This is a genomic window from Cohnella sp. GCM10012308, assembly GCF_042649185.1.
Lineage (GTDB): Bacteria > Bacillota > Bacilli > Paenibacillales > Paenibacillaceae > Cohnella.
The window spans coordinates 338,099-355,995 of sequence record NZ_JBHRYU010000001.1; the positions used below are offsets into that span (position 1 = coordinate 338,099).

The window sequence follows — 17,897 nt, forward strand, 5'->3', positions numbered from 1 at the left end:
GGATATGCTTTTCTTCCGTTCCTACAGGTTCAGTATATTTTTTTCGCGCTCGAACGGGGAGTAGCAATCCTGCTTTTCACTCACACGATTCTGCTATCCGCTGGATATATGGCCCGCTGCGCGCTATGCTGGAAGCAACACGTCTGCTGCAAGGAGAGATATTTGATGGAAAAGTTCGACAAGCCGTCTCAGTACAGCGGGTTTTCCTCCGGCATCATTCTTTCGGGACATTTTCAGGTCGACGACAGCTACGTTACCAGCCGGCCGCAAGGGATGGAAGATTGTCTGATCGCTTATACGCTAGGCGGCAGCGGCTATTTCGAGGTGCCCGGCAATCGGAAAAATTGCGCGCCCGGCGATATCGTACTGCTCGGTCCCGGCACGCCGCATACGTACGGTACGACAAAAGGAGGGGATTGGAACTTCGTATGGGCGCATTTTGCCGCCAGGTCGATCGGGGACAAGCTGCTGCCGGCCGAGCCTTTATCCGTTCATTCGCTGGAACCCGGCTCCGTGCAAACGAGAATATACGAGGCCTTCCGGCGGATTCTCTCCGACGCCAGAGAAAGAAGCGAATACTGGCACGACCTGTGCCTGAATTCGCTGCGCGAAATTTTAATGCTGCTGGCGCAAAGACAGAGCCGCAAGCTCGATCCGCGGGTCGTGGATGCCATCCATTTTTTGTCGGTGCATATGCGGAGTCCCGTTCAAATCGAGACGATGTCGAAGGCGATCGGGCTGTCTTCCTCCCGCTTGTCGCATTTGTTTAAAGCGCAAACGGGCCTTTCCGTCATCGATGCGCTCAACCGGATGCGAATCCGTCAGGCGGCCCTGCTTCTGGAGCATACGGATCGCAGCGCCGCGGAGGTCGCCTACGATGTCGGTTTTCATAATTACAACCACTTTATGAATCAATTCCGAAAATGGGCCGGCACGAATCCGAGCGCATTCAGAAAGCAGGAGCGACCGGACAGCGTATGAGCGTTCTTTATGCAGCAACGGCAAAAAGAGCGGATCGCCCGCTCTTCTTGCGTTCCAAACCTTTGGTGCGCCGCATGTACCAGGCCGGCGATGATTAACGGCCGACCAGCGCCAGGTGAACGCGCGCGCCCTGATGATTGACATCGTGAGCCGCCACCGCCTCGAGCTCCGCCTTCGCTTCTTCTTCGCGTCCGAGTCCGAGCAGACCGAGTCCTCTCATATACCGGCAATGAACCAAATTCCGTTTGCCCAGATCGTCCTCGAACACCAGAAAGTCCGGCAGCGATACGGCAAAGTAATCGAAATTCACATCATCGTTCAGATGCCGCTCGGCATAATCGATCAGCTTGTTGAAGCGCCTTTTCGCCTCGTTCTCGTTCCCGAGCTTGCGCCAGGCCAGCCCCTGGTAGAAAATCATATCCGGCGGCTGGTCGTTATAATACATCGCGCTCGCCGGTTCCTCGAGTCCTTGCGAAGCGCTGCGATAGCTTGCGGTTGCCTGTTCGGACATCCCGAGGCCTTCATAGGCAAGTCCCAGATAATAATGGATGTTGTTCTCCTGCGCGCCCTCGAGCTTGCCCTCCCCCAGATTTTCGGGATAAACGAGCGCTGCCTGCAAATGGGTTGTCGCGTCCTCGTAGCGCCCCGCGGCAAGATCGAGCTTCGCGGACTCGACATGCGCCAGCACATGCTGTCCCGTCGCCTTGCCCTCTCCGCCCTCCCAGGGATGGAAGCGGCGCGCCTCGAGCGCCAGAAGCGCTTCGTCTTGGCGGCCCATCCCATTGAGCAGCGAGACGAACTCCAGGTACAGATCGTCGCGTCGGTCGACCTTGTCCTTGTGCGGCTGCAGCTTCTCGATGCGCTGTTCCGGGGCGAAGCCCAGCCTCTTATGCAGCTGGTCGAGTTCAAAAAGCACGCGCGCATCGTCCTGGTCAAGCGCATACGCCCGCTCGAGCGAGGCGAGCGCGCGGTCGGCGTCGCCCAGCTTATTGAAGTAAGCGAGCGCCAGATTGCGATGGACGGTCGGGAAGCCGTCGTTCGACGCGCGCGACGCTTCCCAGGCCGCGATCGCGTCTTGGTGGCGCTTCTTGTCATACAGCCAGTTGCCCAAGTAATAGTTCGCCTTGTCGTCAGCCGCGTCTGCGCGGATCGCGCTCTCCAGCACAAGCAGGTCGAACAGGCTGTTCGGGAAGCAGTACGCAGGGTTCGCCGCGCGTCCGGCCTTCCGATATTCATCGGCGAGTGTCGCATCGCCGGACGCTTCGTGCAGATAGCCGAGCGCGTAGTGCACCATCGGATACGCCTCGGCCGCGGCATCGGGCGCGATACGGTTCAGCACCTCGATCGCTTCCTCATTCAGGCCAGCGGACGCATAATCGCCGGCCAGGCTGAGGCTATTGTGCGGGTCGCCTCGCATCAGCCGTATCAGCGCCTCGCGGGCCAAGGCCGCATCGGCCCGATCGCCTGCCGCGCTCAAGGCGAGAATTCGCTCGTTGGCCGCGCCAAAATCGGCGACGTCGATCGTCAGCGTCTCCGCCGCATAGCCGGCCGCTTCTGCCAGGCGTCCCATTCTGCGCAGCATCGCCGCCTTTAAGTGGCGCGCCTTGTAGTTGCGGGCGTTGCGTACGATCGAGCGCTCGGTCAGCTCCAGCGCTTCGTCATAGACGCCCTTGGCGGCGGCAATCTGCGCGAGCGTGAAGTAGCCGGCATCCTGCCAGGCCGCAGACCAGGTTGACTTGTACAAGGCTGCGTACGCTTCCTTGTCCTTGCCCTGCAGCTTCAGCGCCAAACCGAGTTGATAAAGAGCTTCGCCGTCGTACGGGTTCGGATTGCGCCACAGGAGCGATTTGACCGCCGTTTTAAAATGCCGCTCCGCCTCTTCGAACAGGCCGCGGCGCAACAGCAGCGTCCCGTAAGCGACGTTGATCCGGATATCCGACGGATCCCGCTTCAAGCCTTCGAGGTAATACGACTCCGGCTCGAACGTCGCGTGACGGTACTGCTCGAGATGCAAGCCCGCCAAGTACAGCTGCTCGTTCGTGCGCAGCTCCTGCGGCTCGGGCAGCGGCTTGGCGGCCTCCGGCACTTCCTCGATGGAAGGCGCTGCGGGACGGTACGCTACCAGCACGCGCCCCTCCGCGCTCACGATCGATACGGTCAAGTCATGCGGACGGTCGTCCTCATCCAACGACACGACGGTCTTAAACGTCGCCATCGGAGAAAGCGTCACAATCTCTCGAAAGTAGACGCGCTTCCTGCCGCGCAGCTCGACGACTGCGCCTTCGAAAAGGGACGTCGCATAAGCCGACGCCGTCGCTTCTCGCGCCTTCTCGTCGACTTCAAGATTAACGGCCGCGTCGACGGTGGCGTTTTTAACGACGCCGATATCTTTATAGGGCATGAAGTATTGCTTGAACGACTTCTCTTCGTATGGCGCGAGCCAGGTGAAGTCCGGCTGGTTGTCCGTGTATACGCCCGTCATGAGCTCGATATAAGGCCCGTCTTCATCCGTCAGGTTGCGGTCCCACGCTTGCCCGAACTCGCCGTTGCCCCAGGTCCACTGCTTTTTGCCCGGGGACACATGGCGGTTGGCGACGTGCAGCAAGCCCGCGCGAACGCCATGATCGTAGCCGCCGACGAAATTGTAATCCGACTTGTACGCCATATACGACGTCGGCACGGGGATGTTGCGGTAGCGCGAAATGTCCACGCCGGCCGAATAATCCATCTTGTAGTACGTGCCGGTGGCGATCGGAAACCGCGATACGTCGCGCTTGCCGTGATCGAACACGGCCGTTACGTCGGGCGGGAATACGGATTGCGTATGGTCGTTAACCGCGACGGCGGGGTTCGCCCACCATAGGAACGTCTGCGGCTCGGGCGTGCGGTTGTACAGCTGCGCGGAGATCTCCAGATAAGCTTTGCCCGGATGCAGCGTAAAGCCGGCCGTCACCTTCGTGCCGTACATGCGATCGATTTCGCTCACCCATACCGTGGCGGCGCCGTCCTCGCGCGCCTCGAGCTTGTATTCGACCGGGCCGTACGTGTTCGGACGATGGTGCTGGGGCCAGTTGAACTCGATGCCGCCGGAGATCCACGGACCGGCCAGACCGACGAGCGCCGGCTTGATTACGCGGTTATAGTAGACGAAGTCGTAGTCGTTCGTTTTGTCGAGCGCGCGGTAAATGCGGCCGCCGAGCTCGGGCATGATCTCGATGCGAAGATATTCGTTTTCCAGAATGGCGAGCCGATAGCGCTGCGGCTTCTTGTCGTCCTCGATTTTGTCGACGACCGGATGCGGATACACGCGGCCGGAGCTTCCCTGGTACACGCGTTTCTCCAGAAACATGGGATTGCGGTCCGGCGCGCCGATGCCGTAGGTCGGAATGGAGACGTCCGCTTCCCAGATGCGTACGGCATGCTGTTCCGCAGTAGCAGTTACTTGTTTCAAAATAATTCCCCCTTCCTTATGCTAGCTTCACTTTACGACAGACCATGCCACTCGCCAATGAACGTAATTCGGTTTATGATGGATCATATTCGGATTTTCGTTAGCGAACGCCATTGAGTGGGGGTAATGTGATGGATGCCGTTCAGAAGCCAGAGGGCTTTCCCGAAGAAAAGCTGCTCGTGCTGCCTGACTACCTTGCCTCCGAGCTGGCGGGCTTCGAGCTGACCAAAAATTTCTACGTGAGCAATATCGGTTACTTCCCCCGCGCGCGTCATCATTATCGCGAACGTCCGGAGGGATGCGACTCGCATATCGTCATTTATTGCGCGGAAGGAGCCGGATGGATCGAGCAAGACGGTAGAACGGATACGTTGACCGAGCGTCATCTGGCTGTCATTCCCGCCGGAGCGCCCCATCGCTACGGCGCTTCCGAGGAGGCGCCATGGAGCATATACTGGTTTCACCTGCGAGGCGGGCAGGTAGGCGCTCATCTGGCGCTTTACGGGCTGGCCGGTCAACCGATCCCGATGCCAGCCGCCCTTGGAGCCGGCTTCGCGGAGAGCTTCGAGCGATGCTACGGCCTGCTGGCCGACAAGCCCTACTCGCTGCCCGCGCAGGTCCATGTCTCCCTGACGCTTGGGCAGCTGCTCGGCGCGATCGGCTTAAGCGCGTCAGGATCTCCCCGCCATCGCAAGCGCGAAGAGGATCTGTCGCGGGCGATTCGCTTCATGAACGACCGTCTGCATGTTACCGTTACGCTCCCCGAGCTAGCTAAGCATGCCGGCCTGTCCAAACAGCACCTCATCCACCTGTTTAAGCAGGAGACGGGCTTTCCGCCGATCGATTATTATTTGCGCCTGAAAATGCAAAAAGCTAGCCAGCTGCTGAGCCTGACCGGTCTGTCCGTCAAAGAAATCGCCGCGGCCGTCGGATTCGGAGACCCGTATTACTTTTCGCGCATGTTCAAAAAGCTGATGGGTACATCGCCAACCGATTATCGAAGGGTGCCGAAGGGCTGAGCGGACCGGGCGTGCTTCTTCCGGCTAAAGACACCTGTCTTTCCGCCGTTTTAACGATATCCCCTTCGGTAAGGTCCGCAAGGTCCGCAAGGATCGCAGCCTCGCCATGCTAGTCATTCATCTCAGCGCTTATGCTCATTTTAGCTGTATGACCTCGGTTGACACTGTCGCCCCCCCCACCGCTGACTATTCACGCTCCCCTTAAAACATTTTCGTCCCTTGTACATCGCTTCATTTTTCGTTTATAATAAGAACAAATGTTCCTGTTAAAGGAGAGACAGCTCTGTGCCCAGTCGTATTTCGATTCTGGATTCAATGCCGGTTTATCGTCAGGACGACTGCGAGGGCGCTCTTTTCGCCGCCAAGTGGCCCCATGGTTTTCGCTGCCCCCGCTGCGCGCATTCTCAATATTATGAGGTGTCGTCTCGCGGGCGACGGCTTTTCGAATGCCGCTCCTGCTGCCATCAGACCTCACTAACGGCCGGCACGGCGTTGGAGGGCTCCCGCACGCCGCTCACCAAGTGGTTCCATGCGATGTACTTGATGCAGCTCGGCATCAGCGCCAAGCTTCTGGCCGAGCTGATCCAGGTGACGTACAAGACCGCGTGGCTGATCAACCATAAGCTTCGTCACGCCATCGGCCAATGGGATCGCGATCGTCCGCTCGAAGGGGCCGTACACCTGCTTGGGGAAATTTACGGCTACGAATACCACCGTCATCTTGGCAGCTCCCACGCCCAAGAGTCATTAAAGCCCCAGCCGGTCGTGGTAGGCGCCTCTCTCAATGAAGCGGAGCAACTCGTTCATCTTAAAATGAAAGCCGTCGACGGGCCGGAAGGAAGCGATACGGCTAGAAGAGGATTGACGGACGGCGAGGAAGCCGCGGAGCGATTTGTGCAAAAACATGTCTTCGGCGGGCTTCCTGCCGGACATGTGACAAGGCTCGAGCGCGGCCACCATGGACGGACGGCTCTACATATCGCCTGGCGGGAAGCGGTGCGCTGGCTTTCCTGGACGTTCGGCGGAATAGGCCCGAAGCATCTTCAGGCCTATTTGAACGAGTTCTCTTTTCGCCTGTCATGCCGAGCTACAGCATTGGCCGAGCTCATCGGATGCTGCGGTACGACAAGCAGAATTACCTACCGGGGCCTGGTTGGACCTAGATCCGGCATACGTCCGTTAAAGTGGGGTTACAGGCGTCCCATGCAACCTAATCGTCGTGCCATGTAGGCGCGAAGCGTCGGGTGCAACCCTCCTCGCTTTTCAGCTTGCCTTTTCGAACGGGATATTCCATCGCGAGCGGAAACGATATGAAATGGATTTGATTTGATGGATTGGACTTGAGCGTAGTGGTGGATTTGACTGGGAGCTGCGTACCCATACCGTCTCGAACCTGACAGAACGACCTGACGCAACAACTTGACGCAACAGCCTGACACACCGACGTGACGCAACAACATGACGCAAGGGGATATCGTTCAAACGCTGCAAAAAGCGATGGACGCCCCAGCATAAAGTCTGGCATAGGTTCCTCTCGGGGCATAATCGCTAGCTCCGGTCGAACGTGCCTCGGATCGAGCGATTGCAGCGGAAAAGCGCATGCAAGCGCAGACCGCCGGCCAGCGCTCGCGCCTGACCGGCGGTCCGTATTGGACACAGGTGAATTTTTAATCTGAAGCCAGCAGATTAAGCGTCAGCTCCGACGTCCTTCCGCTCCGGCTGGTCGCCGCAAGCTTGATTGTGTTGGTCCCTTCCGTCAGATTAAGCGGAACTTGGAATACGTTCACATAGCGCGTTCCGTATGGCGTCGTCTGCGCTGCGCCGTTCAGCTTAACCTCCAGCTTGACGCCCTCGTTCGCTTGGCCCGTTAACAGGTAGCTCCCGGTTTGAACGTGGCTTCCGTCCGTTTCGTCCAGAGCAACGACGGGATCTGCGGTGCCGTTCGAAGGGACGGGATTATGCGTCGCGCCGAACGGATCCGCGGAAGCTAACGAGAATTTAACGGCGTCGGCGATCGTATACTCGGTCGTGGACGCCGACGTTATTTTTACATACTGGTCTGTCCCGGCTTCAAACGGGTAGGCGCCGATCCATACCCATTGATTGCCGTTCGTCTTCTGATTCACGGTTTTTGTCGTATCGGTACCGCCGTCGTATCCGATCTCCAGGCGTGCGGACGAGGCGCGGTCCGCGCTTGCATTCCACAGCATATAGACGTTGTACTCGCCTGGAATCGTCACGTATGGCGTCCACGTCGCCTTCTTATTGGCCAGCTTGTTGCTGTGAACATAGTCTGCGCCGAAGCGTGATGCCGAATAGCTGCTGGATACCCAGCCCGCATCCGCGACGAATCCGCTGTCCTGATTGTCTACGATAATGTCCAGCGGAACCTCCGGATCAGCAGGTTGTTCGGCGCCCTGGTGCACGGCTTCCAGTCCGGCATTGGTCGTTTTCATAATGTCGATCATATCTGCGTACGGCTGATCCTGCTGATTGACCAGGCCGATGTTGAAGTTCTCGCCGTCCTTCCGTCCGGTCACGGCCTGATCGTAGTAGGAGAACCACCCGGAGCCGACAAAGAGCGGGTTATTCAGTTGACCTTCCGCAAAGGCTTTGTAGCTGAGCCCCCGGTCCGCGACAGTCGGAACGCTCGTTGCCGCATTGACCGCGGACAGACCGTGCTGGGTCGTGCTGAACGTATGCTCCAGGTTAAGCAGCGGCTTGCCATAGTCCTGATAGCGTGCCATCCAATTCGGATCGTTCGTATAATTGTCGACCGAGAACGCGTCTACGTAAGCCATCGATGCCGCATCCCAATCAAGGCTGGTACGCCAGGTCGGCACGACCGACGAGCCCAGAAATAAATGATTCGTATCGTAACGCGCGATAATCGCTCTGACCGTAGAGTAATAGGTTCTGGACGCAAGCTTGATAAAGGCCGATACGTCGGCGGAAGGAACCTTGGACAGCGTGATCGGAACCGCTTTCAAATCCTCGAACGAAGCCGCGTTCGTCCCCAGTATTTGATTGGTCTCCGCGAGATCCTGATTATGCCGCTCGGCGAACAGCTCGACGAACTTTGCCTTTGCGGGCGAATCCGCGCCGAAACCCAGCACCTTCGCGACGATGTCGGCGTTCCAACCCGCCTCGTTATCATACGTATAACCGATAAGCCAGGGATCGCTGGCCGCCGACTGGAGCTGCGTCTGAAGCGAAGCCTCGATCGTCGATTCGGCCTGCGGATCGAAAACGTCGTACGTCCAATCGATTCTTTTCAGCGTGGGCGGGTCCTGCAGAACCATCAGGTAAGGAAACGTAAGCGTGTTCGGCTTCGACCACTTGCTGAATGCGTTAAAGCCCCAGTCGATCAGCCGCTTTTTCGTGATATCCTCCCACTTCGCTTCATAGTCGGAGCCGTATTTTTTCATGATATTCGTCGTCAAAAGACTTACCCGTTCGCCGTTGGCGTCATTGGAATAAGCATCCGCATAGAGGGTCGGGTCGGGGAGCTCCTCGAACACCCGTCGAGGCGTACCGTCCGATTTTTTGAGCGGCGTCCCGTACCCCCACTCCCAAATGCTGGCGGCATCGACGCCTTTCATAATAAACGGATACCCGTCCGGCGTAATAAACCACCAAATGCCGTCGATCTGCTGAAGCCTGAAATAACCGCTCGCGGTCTGTCTCTCCAGCGCTTTGATTCCGCCGTACGGATCGTAAATATCCGAATCCAGCTCGACGTCCGCAAGCGCGGCGGCTTCTGTCGCATATTCCTGCTGCAGCTGCGCGTCGGTCGTCACCTTGCCCGGCCAATCGTCATAGATCCACTGCCCGTACCGGTCCGCCATCAGGCCGTCCTTTTTCATCTCGTCCTGCAGCTCCGTTAGCGTCAATGCGGGCCCGGGACTTTGCCCTTCGTCTCCGACGCCCCGATAGATCTGCACCTCGCTCAGCGGAATGTGCTGGTAAGCATGCGACCGCTTCATGTCGATGACGATAAACCGGGCGACGGCATCGTGAAGCGGAAAGTTCACGGCGTAATTGAGCGCGGTACCGGTTCTGACATGCTTCCCGGCCAGATAATAATAATCCGTATTCGCCTCCGGCCGGTATTTGACGACGATCTCCTTGAACCCCCAATAGCTGTTCGGAGAATTCATGACGACGTTGATGCGGTCCAGCGGATAGTCTTTAAGCAGATCGATAACGACCTGCACCGTTCCCGGCAAGCTGCCGTTGCCCATCCATCCCGCATAGGTCGTCGCCGATCCGTCGAGCAGCTTGCCCGTAGAAGCAGGGATGATCCCCGTTGCGTTGTAGTCCGGAGAATTGCCTCCATTGGGCGCGAGACTGAAATAATAGTTGCCGGTCCGGAGCACGGCTCCGGGCTGTTCGCCATGAATGCTGGCGGTCGGAACAAGAAATGCGGCTGCCAATACGAAAGCCAAAAGGAGCGGCCAAAAACGAAACGTATGCCGAGTTTCCATGATGTTCGCCTCCCCAAAATGACTTGCACAAGCAAAGGATAAAAAAAGAAAGCACGGTAGACGGGATTCGTCTGCAGCGCTTTCTACGAATAAAACTGCGGGTTATTCAGACCTGGTATAGCGCCTTGAGCGGCACCATGGATTCTTGCGGGACATAATATTTGAACTTGTCGTCGCTGATGCTGCCGAGAAGCTGGCGGCGGATCGGATCTGCGTCCTCGAGCAGCTTGCCTGAGGCTTGATGATAATCGATCGGCCGCATCCAAAGCGGACTGTAGCCCATGAACAGCTGGCGGCGGGTAAACGAGGACGTATTGGGAGCGCCGGCATGCCATACGTTTTGCGCGAACAGGAACACGTCCCCGGGCTTGCCGCACAGCTGCATTTCATCCTCGAGCTCGAGATTTACGTCTTTATGGTTTGGGTCAAATGGCTTCCTGTGACTTCCCGGTATCAGCTTCGTATTGCCCCGGTTCGGCTCCGACATATCGCTCAGCACATAGCAGGCCTTAATATAGTACGTCGCGGTCAGTCCGCTCGTTTTAGGGAACTGGGGATGCGGACCGTCCTGATGCCAATCGATAAAGCTGTTCGTCGCCGTTTTCTTCAGCTCGGGATTCGGCTTTCTCACGGTAAGATGCGAGATATGGAGCTGGATATTGTAGCCGAGCAGGTTGACGACCAGCGGCAGGACCGTCGGCTCGTCGATCAGAGACAGAAATTCCGGATGGCGCTCCACGCTGTTATAAATATTGTAGGACAGACTTTCCTCTTCCTCCGCCAAGACGGCGTCCACCGCCTCGTTCAGCCGCCTGACCCGCGCCTCGTCCAGCACGCCCGGCAGCAGCAGATAGCCCTGTTCCTCGAACTGCCTCTTCAGCGCCGGCATATCCGGCTGCTTGCGGTCGATCTCTTGATTCACTTCGCTTGCACCTCCGCTCTTATTCATTTGTTTCCGTAGCCGAGCGCGGCGAGCTGCTCCTGGGCCGCATCCATGAACAGCTTATATTTCATCGTCGTTTCGAGGGTTTTGAGGAACTTGTCGTATTCGCCCAGGTCACGCTGCCCGTACGCGAACTTCGCGAGCTCTTCCTTGATATAACGGTCTGCGTCGGAGGCGACATAATCCTCGGGCAGATCGACGAACCCGTTCAGCGTTTGAATGCGCGGCTGATCGTTGGCAAATTTGATAAATGCGGCCTGCGGCACGAATTTCGACTGCAAATAAGCCATTTCGGGACGGCCCGTGAACTGGTACAGCCACGAGTAGCCGACTTCGCCCGCCTTATCCGTCATGACGACTTTGTCGCCGTCCTTCGTATAATGCGTCCCTTCGACGCCGAACTGCACGAGCATCGATCCGCCTGCCGGATCGGACACATAGTTCAGCAGATCGAATACGCGCTGCAGTTTCTCAGGATCCTTCTCGAGCGCCTTCGGAATCGCGTACCGTCCCGGCGTATTGCCGATTTCCCAGGCTCCGTCGAACTTTCCGGCAGGGCCGGCCGGCGGCTCGATCTGAATCCATTCCGCTTTCGGGTTAACGGCTTTGATCTGCTCGATCATGTTTTCCTTCGTCATGTTCGGCCAATCGATCCAGATGATGCCGGCCTGGCCCTTGAACGCCTTCTCCTGATGCTGCATCGCCGTATTGGCAAGCAGCTCCGGATCGACGGAGCCCGTCGCGATCATATCCTTGATGAAGGCGAGCGCATCCTTCATGGCCGGATCGTACAGCGCGTTTACGAGCTTGCCGTCCTTTTCATAGACCGAGCCCGGCGTACCGACGCCGAAGGCGCCGAATACCGGCGCGAACGCCCCGTTCAACTCGGCCCCCGTCAGACCGAACGTATCCTTTTTGCCGTTCTTGTCCGGATCGTCGTTCGTAAAGGCCGCCGCTACGGCCTTCAGGTCTTCGATGGTCTTGGGCACTTCCAGTCCCAGGTTGTCGAGCCAATCCTTGCGGATGAAGTACGTGTTGTAGGGAATTTGCGAGCTTTTGGATATCGCGTAAACCTTGCCGCCGACCGCCCCTTTCTTGACGTTTTCCTCGCCGATAAAATCGGTCACCTGCTTCAGCCGGTCCATATAGGGCGTCAAGTCCAGCAGCAAGCCCTGTTTGGAAAACTCGATCAGCTGCTGCCTGTCGAGCGCGAACAAATCCGGGAAGTTGCCGGAGGCCATCCGGACGTTCAGCTGATTTTTGTAGTCGTCGCCGGAGGCGTATACGGTCAGGTTAAAATCGACGTTCAGCGCTTTGTCCAGTTCCTTCTTGATGATGTCCTGATCGGGCGGAGGAAGATTGTTGCCGGTCTCGATCACTTCCAGCTTGATCTTTTTGTCGGTATTGGCGCTGGCAGTGGGCGATGCGGAATCCGTGTTTGGCGGATTCGATGCGGACGACGGGCTTGCAGGCGACGAGGAGGCTTCGCTTCCGCCTCCGTTGCCGCACCCTGAGACGACGGCGCCGAGCAACGCGAAGGACGTCAACAGAGCGGACGCCCGTTTGATTGATTTCGAGGACATGGCGAACCCCTTTCATACGCTATATTGGAGCGGCCTCCATCCGTCTGGCCAGTAACCGGACGGCGACCGGGTCACCCTTTGATCGAGCCGAGCAGCATGCCTTTGGTGAAGTACTTCTGGATAAACGGATACACGACGAGCACCGGCAGGCTGGCGATCATGACGGAAGCCATCTGCATGGTTTGCGTGGGCGTAATATTTTCGGCATTTTCAAGCGGCTGCTGGCTTTGCATTAAAATTTCTCGCACGATCACCTGCAGCGGGAACAGCGTCCGGTCGGTCACGTAGAAGATCGCCTGGAAAAACTCGTTCCAGTGGCCGACAAGATAAAACAAGCCGACGGTCATAATGACGGGTACCGAAAGCGGCGCGACGATCCGGCACAGGATGCGGAACTCCTTGGCCCCGTCGAGGCGCGCGGATTCGAACAGCTCCTCGGGCAGACCCTCGAAAAAGCTTTTCATGATCAGGACGTTAAAGCTCCATATCGCATTCGGCAAAATCATCGCCCAGATCGAATCGATCAGGCCGACGTTTTTGACGATCAGATAAGTCGGGATCAGGCCGCCGCTAAAAATCAGCGTGAAGACGATCATCAGCAAAATGAGCCGGCGGCCGGGCAAGTTTTTGCGGCTGAGCGGATACGCCATCAGGCCCGTCAATGCAAGGTTGACGGCGGTGCCGACCACGGTGATCAGCACGGTGATTTTAAACGCCTGCGGCAGATTCGACTGCGTCAGCAGCGTTTTGTAAGCGGAAAACGTTACGTCCCTGGGGATAAGAATAAATCCCCCGTTGCGCAGCACCTCGCCGAAAGGCGTGATCGATACGGAGATGACGTACAAGATCGGGAATATGGCCAGCAGGGCGCAAAATACGAGTACGGCGTACATGAAGATGTTGAACAATCTGTCATCCAGGCCTTTTACCATATCCCTTCCCCCCATCTCTTGGCCACGTTGTTTGCAAACAGGACAAGCGCCATGCCGATCAGCGATTTGAACAACCCGACCGCGGAGGCAAGACTGAAATTCAGCTGCTGCAGACCCGTGCGGTACACCCAGGTGTCCAAGATGTCGGCGACCGGATACACCTGGATATTGTAGAGAATATAAATCTGGTCGAAGCCGGCGTCGAGCAGATGGCCGAGCTTTAAAATAAACAGTAAAACGATGACGCTGCGGATACCGGGGATCGTAATATGCCAGATCATCCGTAGCCGGCCTGCGCCGTCCACTCTTGCCGCCTCGTACAGCGTCGGATCGATGCCCGCCATGGCCGCCAGGTAGATAATCGCTCCCCAGCCCAGATTTTGCCAAACCTCCGATCCGACCAGCACGCTGCGAAACGTCTCGGTCGACGTCAGGAAAGGATAGGAGCTGCCGCCGGCCTCGACGAGCCACCGGTTCACGATGCCGCCGTTTTGAGAGAACAGCGCGATCAAGATTCCGAAAATGATCACCCAGGACAGAAAATGCGGCATATAGGTCAGCGTCTGAACGATGGACCGCAGCCAGCGAACCCGGCACTCGTTCAGCAGCAGCGCGAGCAGAATCGGCGGGATCGTGCCCCAGACGAGCTTGTATAGGCTGATCAGCAGCGTATTCCGCAGCAATTCCCCGAAGTAGGGCGACTCGTAGAACGTCTGGAAATGCTTGTACCAGGGATTCGCCCAGGGGCTGTGCAAAATGCCGTCCGTCATCGAAAAATCCTTGAAAGCGATCACCATGCCGTACATCGGGAGGTACCGAAAGACGAGATAAAATATTACGCCGGGCAGCAGCATGACATAAAAGGGCCAATATTTTCGCAGGACAGTAAGGGCCATACGATCCTCCTTTCAGATGGCTCGGCTTGGATGTAAGCGTTATCTGAAATTAGTGTATGACAAACCCCGCCTCTCCGGTTATGCACAAAAACCGTAAAAATGTTCGACTTTCCAACCTGTACGCATTTTAGCTTTGGAAGGACAGCGGAAGCTCGACGCGCACGACGGTGCCGACGCCCTTCCGTCCGCCGATGCGCAAACCGTACGGCGCGCCGAAGTGGATGCGGATCCGTTCGTGAACGTTCGCGAGGCCGATGCCGGTAAAAGAATGCCGGGAAGGCTCGGCGGCCTGCTTGCGGTAGACGGCCCGAATGTCGCTCCGGTCCATGCCGATGCCGTCGTCGCGGACGTACAGCCGCAGCCGCCCGTCGTGCACGTTCCCTTTTACGACGACGCTCCCTCCGCTCTTCGGGGCGAGGCCGTGGAACAAAGCGTTTTCGACGAGCGGCTGCAAGGTAAGCTTCAACAGTCGCAGCTGCAGCAGCTGCGGCTCAATCTCGATCCGGCAGCCGTACTTGGCGCCGTAACGTACCTGCTGGATGTGCATGTACATGCGAAGGCCTTCGAGCTCCTCCTCCAGGGTGACGAATTCGCTCTGCCTGTCGAAGCTGAAGGTGAGCAGGCCGACCAGCGAACGGATCGTCTGCCTGACATCGTCGATCTTCTGCTGCTTGGCCATGCTGCTGATGCAAGCGAGCGTATTGTACAAAAAATGGGGCGCGATCTGGCTGCGCAGCATCTTCAGCTCGTATTCCTTCTTTTTTTCCTCCGCGCGCCTGGTCTCAAGCAGCAAATGCTGGATCCGCGCGAGCATCGCGTTCAGGCTTCTCGCGAGCTTGCCGATCTCGTCGCGGCGGTCCTCGGGCAGCCTGGAGACGACCTGGAAGTCATGCAGACGGTCCATCTTGTTCGCCAGTCCCCGGATTGGCCTCGTCAGCGTCCGCGACAGCATATAGGCGCTGAAAAGCAATATCACGACCCACAGCATGGTCGCATTGCGGTAATTGCCGTAGAGCGGCTGCAAATCCTTGTAGAAGCTGTCTTCCGGAATAAAAGCGATCAGCGACCAGCCCAGCCGGTTTTTCGCCGATTTCACGGCGATGAGCCGTTCCCCGTTTACGGTCATGTCGTCCGCTCCGGTTTTAAGGCCCGGCAGCTTCGCCGTGAACGCGGGGAGCAGCTCGGGCGGATAGGTTCCCGGCATGACGGGCAGGAGCCGTTCGCCCGCCTCCATGCGGTTAATGACGTTGCCGTTTGCGGTAACCAGCGTGAAGGCTTGATAGATCAGCGGCGAGATGCGGGATACGAGAAGATCGAGTCCGAGCTCGGCAATGATGACGCCCTGCACTTCATTGTTCCGGTCTTTGACCGGCATCATATAGGCGAGCGTACGGCCTGACAGCGGAGAAATGTACGGTTCGCTTACCTGGATCGAGCCATAATTGTCAAGCGCCTGCGCGTACAGCGCCTCTAGATGGGGATTTCCGATAATATCGTAATTGACTTGGGTATTGGAAAGAACTTTGCCGTCGCTCCGCACGAAGTACAGCGTCCGCACGACCGAGCTGTTGTAATCGGCGAAGCTCTGCAGCGTGCGCACCGCCTCCGTTTCGCTGCCGGATTCCAGCAGGTCCTGTCTCGTCGAGAGCAGCAGCAAAATGTTTTCGACGTTGTCCAGGGTCGCGTCGATGTATTGATTCGTCCTCGCCACGAGCAGCTCCGCATCCTTCGTGACCTGATCCTTCAGCAGCGTCTCCGCTTCGCTCAGGTTGCTCCAGGCGAGCAACAGAAACAGCAGCAGCGTGACCGTGAACAAATAAAAAAACTGCTTCGTGGCGATCCCCATATGGCTAAACCGGGCGATAAGCTTCATGTCCGGTCCTCCCTCCCGTCTCCGCCTCGTTCGGCCGGATACCCCAGACGCTTCACGTCGGTCGGCGCCGCCCCCGCCCAGTTGCGGAACGTGGACGTAAAGTAGCGATAGTTCGGAATGCCTACGGCTTCCGCAACTTCATACACCTTCAAGTCGGTTTCCCGCAGCAGCTTCAGCGCTTTCTCCATCCGGAGCCGAAGCACGAACTGATGCACCGATTCCCCGGTTTCTTCCTTGAACAGCCTGCCGAAATACTCGGGCCCGAGGCCAATCTGCGCGGCGACGATCGGCAGCGACAGCGGCTGCCGCAAATGCGCCTGAATCCAGCTCCGCGCTTCGAAGATCTCGCGGCGCGGTCCGGCTTCCGGGGACGAGCCCACAAGGCCGGCCCAACGGGTCTCAAGCTCGCCCCAGTCCAAGGCGCCGACGAGATCGCCATGCGGATCGGGCCGGCCCGGCCGCGATCGCGCTAGCCACTCGGTCGTCCAGCCGGCGAGCCACCGCTTGAGGGCGGCCGGACGAAAACGGCGACCGGCGCACCACGGAGCGACATCGTCCTTCATCGTCCGCAACAGACGGTCGGCATTCATCCCGGCTTGGCCGAGCAATCCGGACAAATGTCGCCGATGCGCGGGCTCCAGCTCGGAGAGCGGCTTGGGCGAGCCTATTTTTATCCTTGGCGAGGAGACTGCGTCGTAAAAATCCGCCTCCCGCCACCAGGACGCGGCCGCAAGAAGCGCCCAAACGTCCGCTCGGCTCACGGCCAAACCGCCCACCGTCGCCGATAGCCCGATGCGGCGCTTCCCGACCGGCGCCCCCTCCTTGCCTTCTGCTTCGGCCGGCAGCGGTCCGAGCAGTCGTTCCAGGCGCAGCCCGACCGCCTCGGGCTCCTCGGCTTCCGAGAACCACAAGGCGTATTCGCCGCTTCTCATCGGAAACCAGGTCTTGCAAGACGGCGTACGCCGTTCGAAATCGAGCAGCGCCTCCTGAACGGACTCCTGCGCGCTCTGGAGCTCGTCCTCCGTAGCCGTCAGCCAGAGCAGGACAAGCCGCAAAGATTGCCGCTCGTCGGAGAAGCCTAAAAGCGTCCAATCTTCGGGCGCGATGTCGGCCTGCGCCGTCCGACGCTCTCTGCCGTTTGCGTCGAAGCGCTCCTTCAACTGCATCTCCAATCTTTTCGCCGCCTTCAGCTTGCGGAGCATCATTTCTCTGCCCAAGTGTATCCGCTCCCGCTGCAGTTTCTCGCCGGCCTTTCGAAGCGCCCGCTTCAGCTCTTCCTCGTCCAGCGACACCTTCAGGATGTAATCCGACGCGCCGAGCGCGATCGCTTCCCTCGCATATCCGAAGTCGCTATGGCACGTCAGTAGTATAATCTGCGTGACGGGATGGCTTTTGCGCAGCTCCCGGATAAAGGTTAAGCCGTCCATGATCGGCATCGTAATATCGGTCACGACGATGTCCGGCGAATGCTTCGCGCATAGAGACAGCGCCTCCTCGCCATTTTCCGCCTCGCCGATCAGCGTCGCGCCGCAGGTCTCCCACGGAAACGCGCGCAGCTCCTCGCGGATCGGATATTCGTCGTCCACAATTAATACGCCAATCGGTCTCATCGTCATATTCGCTCGAAGCCTCCCGCCCTCTCTCCTGTTTATATTTTTATGCGGGATATCTCCCGAAATGGCAAAAGCAAACAGGACGACGCAGACTATTGTCCGTTTCGTCCCGTTTGCGA

General features: G+C 58.1%; 11 protein-coding genes. 3 read left to right on the forward strand and 8 right to left on the reverse strand.

Going from position 1 to position 17,897, the window contains the following annotated elements; translation table 11 throughout:
* The first annotated feature begins 165 nt into the window (after positions 1-165).
* Positions 166-981 (forward strand): helix-turn-helix domain-containing protein, encoded by an 816-nt coding sequence (locus ACFOTD_RS01670; protein ID WP_378115107.1) that lies wholly within the window; start codon positions 166-168, stop codon positions 979-981.
* Between the two features lie 94 nt (positions 982-1,075).
* On the opposite strand, the gene ACFOTD_RS01675 is transcribed toward ACFOTD_RS01670, so the two are convergent.
* Entirely contained in the window at positions 1,076-4,432 is a 3,357-nt protein-coding gene (locus tag ACFOTD_RS01675) for a DUF5107 domain-containing protein (protein WP_378115109.1), read from the reverse strand.
* 131 nt (positions 4,433-4,563) lie between these two features.
* Here ACFOTD_RS01675 and ACFOTD_RS01680 point away from each other — a divergent pair, with 131 nt between their 5' ends.
* Both ACFOTD_RS01680 and ACFOTD_RS01685 read left to right on the forward strand, forming a co-directional pair.
* Positions 4,564-5,451 (forward strand): AraC family transcriptional regulator, encoded by an 888-nt coding sequence (locus tag ACFOTD_RS01680; protein WP_378115111.1) that lies wholly within the window; start codon positions 4,564-4,566, stop codon positions 5,449-5,451.
* A gap of 285 nt (positions 5,452-5,736) precedes the next feature.
* Positions 5,737-6,681 (forward strand): transposase, encoded by a 945-nt coding sequence (locus ACFOTD_RS01685; RefSeq protein WP_378115113.1) that lies wholly within the window; start codon positions 5,737-5,739, stop codon positions 6,679-6,681.
* 437 nt (positions 6,682-7,118) lie between these two features.
* Here the strand turns inward: ACFOTD_RS01685 and ACFOTD_RS01690 are convergent, their stop codons facing one another.
* The 7 genes from ACFOTD_RS01690 to ACFOTD_RS01720 all read right to left on the reverse strand — a co-directional run bounded on the left by ACFOTD_RS01690 (position 7,119) and on the right by ACFOTD_RS01720 (position 17,781).
* On the reverse strand, positions 7,119-9,938 hold the full coding sequence (locus ACFOTD_RS01690) for a golvesin C-terminal-like domain-containing protein (RefSeq protein WP_378115115.1): 2,820 nt from the start codon (positions 9,936-9,938) through the stop codon (positions 7,119-7,121).
* A 106-nt stretch (positions 9,939-10,044) separates the two neighbouring features.
* Complete coding sequence (locus tag ACFOTD_RS01695) at positions 10,045-10,827, reverse strand: phytanoyl-CoA dioxygenase family protein (protein WP_378115679.1); 783 nt, start codon at positions 10,825-10,827, stop codon at positions 10,045-10,047.
* Between the two features lie 56 nt (positions 10,828-10,883).
* The gene (locus ACFOTD_RS01700) at positions 10,884-12,464 is read right to left on the reverse strand and encodes an extracellular solute-binding protein (RefSeq protein ID WP_378115117.1); all 1,581 of its coding nucleotides are present in this window, start codon (positions 12,462-12,464) and stop codon (positions 10,884-10,886) included.
* Between the two features lie 71 nt (positions 12,465-12,535).
* Positions 12,536-13,396 carry a carbohydrate ABC transporter permease gene (locus ACFOTD_RS01705; RefSeq protein WP_378115118.1) on the reverse strand — a complete coding sequence of 287 codons (861 nt, stop codon included), beginning with the start codon at positions 13,394-13,396 and terminating at the stop codon, positions 12,536-12,538.
* Positions 13,390-14,292 (reverse strand): ABC transporter permease, encoded by a 903-nt coding sequence (locus tag ACFOTD_RS01710; protein WP_378115120.1) that lies wholly within the window; start codon positions 14,290-14,292, stop codon positions 13,390-13,392. Before ACFOTD_RS01710 ends, ACFOTD_RS01705 begins: the two co-directional genes overlap by 7 nt.
* A 127-nt stretch (positions 14,293-14,419) precedes the next feature.
* Positions 14,420-16,165, reverse strand: coding sequence for a cache domain-containing sensor histidine kinase (locus tag ACFOTD_RS01715; RefSeq protein ID WP_378115122.1), 1,746 nt, complete (start codon positions 16,163-16,165; stop codon positions 14,420-14,422).
* Complete coding sequence (locus tag ACFOTD_RS01720; RefSeq protein WP_378115124.1) at positions 16,162-17,781, reverse strand: response regulator transcription factor; 1,620 nt, start codon at positions 17,779-17,781, stop codon at positions 16,162-16,164. The genes ACFOTD_RS01715 and ACFOTD_RS01720 overlap by 4 nt, the downstream gene beginning before the upstream one ends.
* Positions 17,782-17,897: the final 116 nt, after the last annotated feature.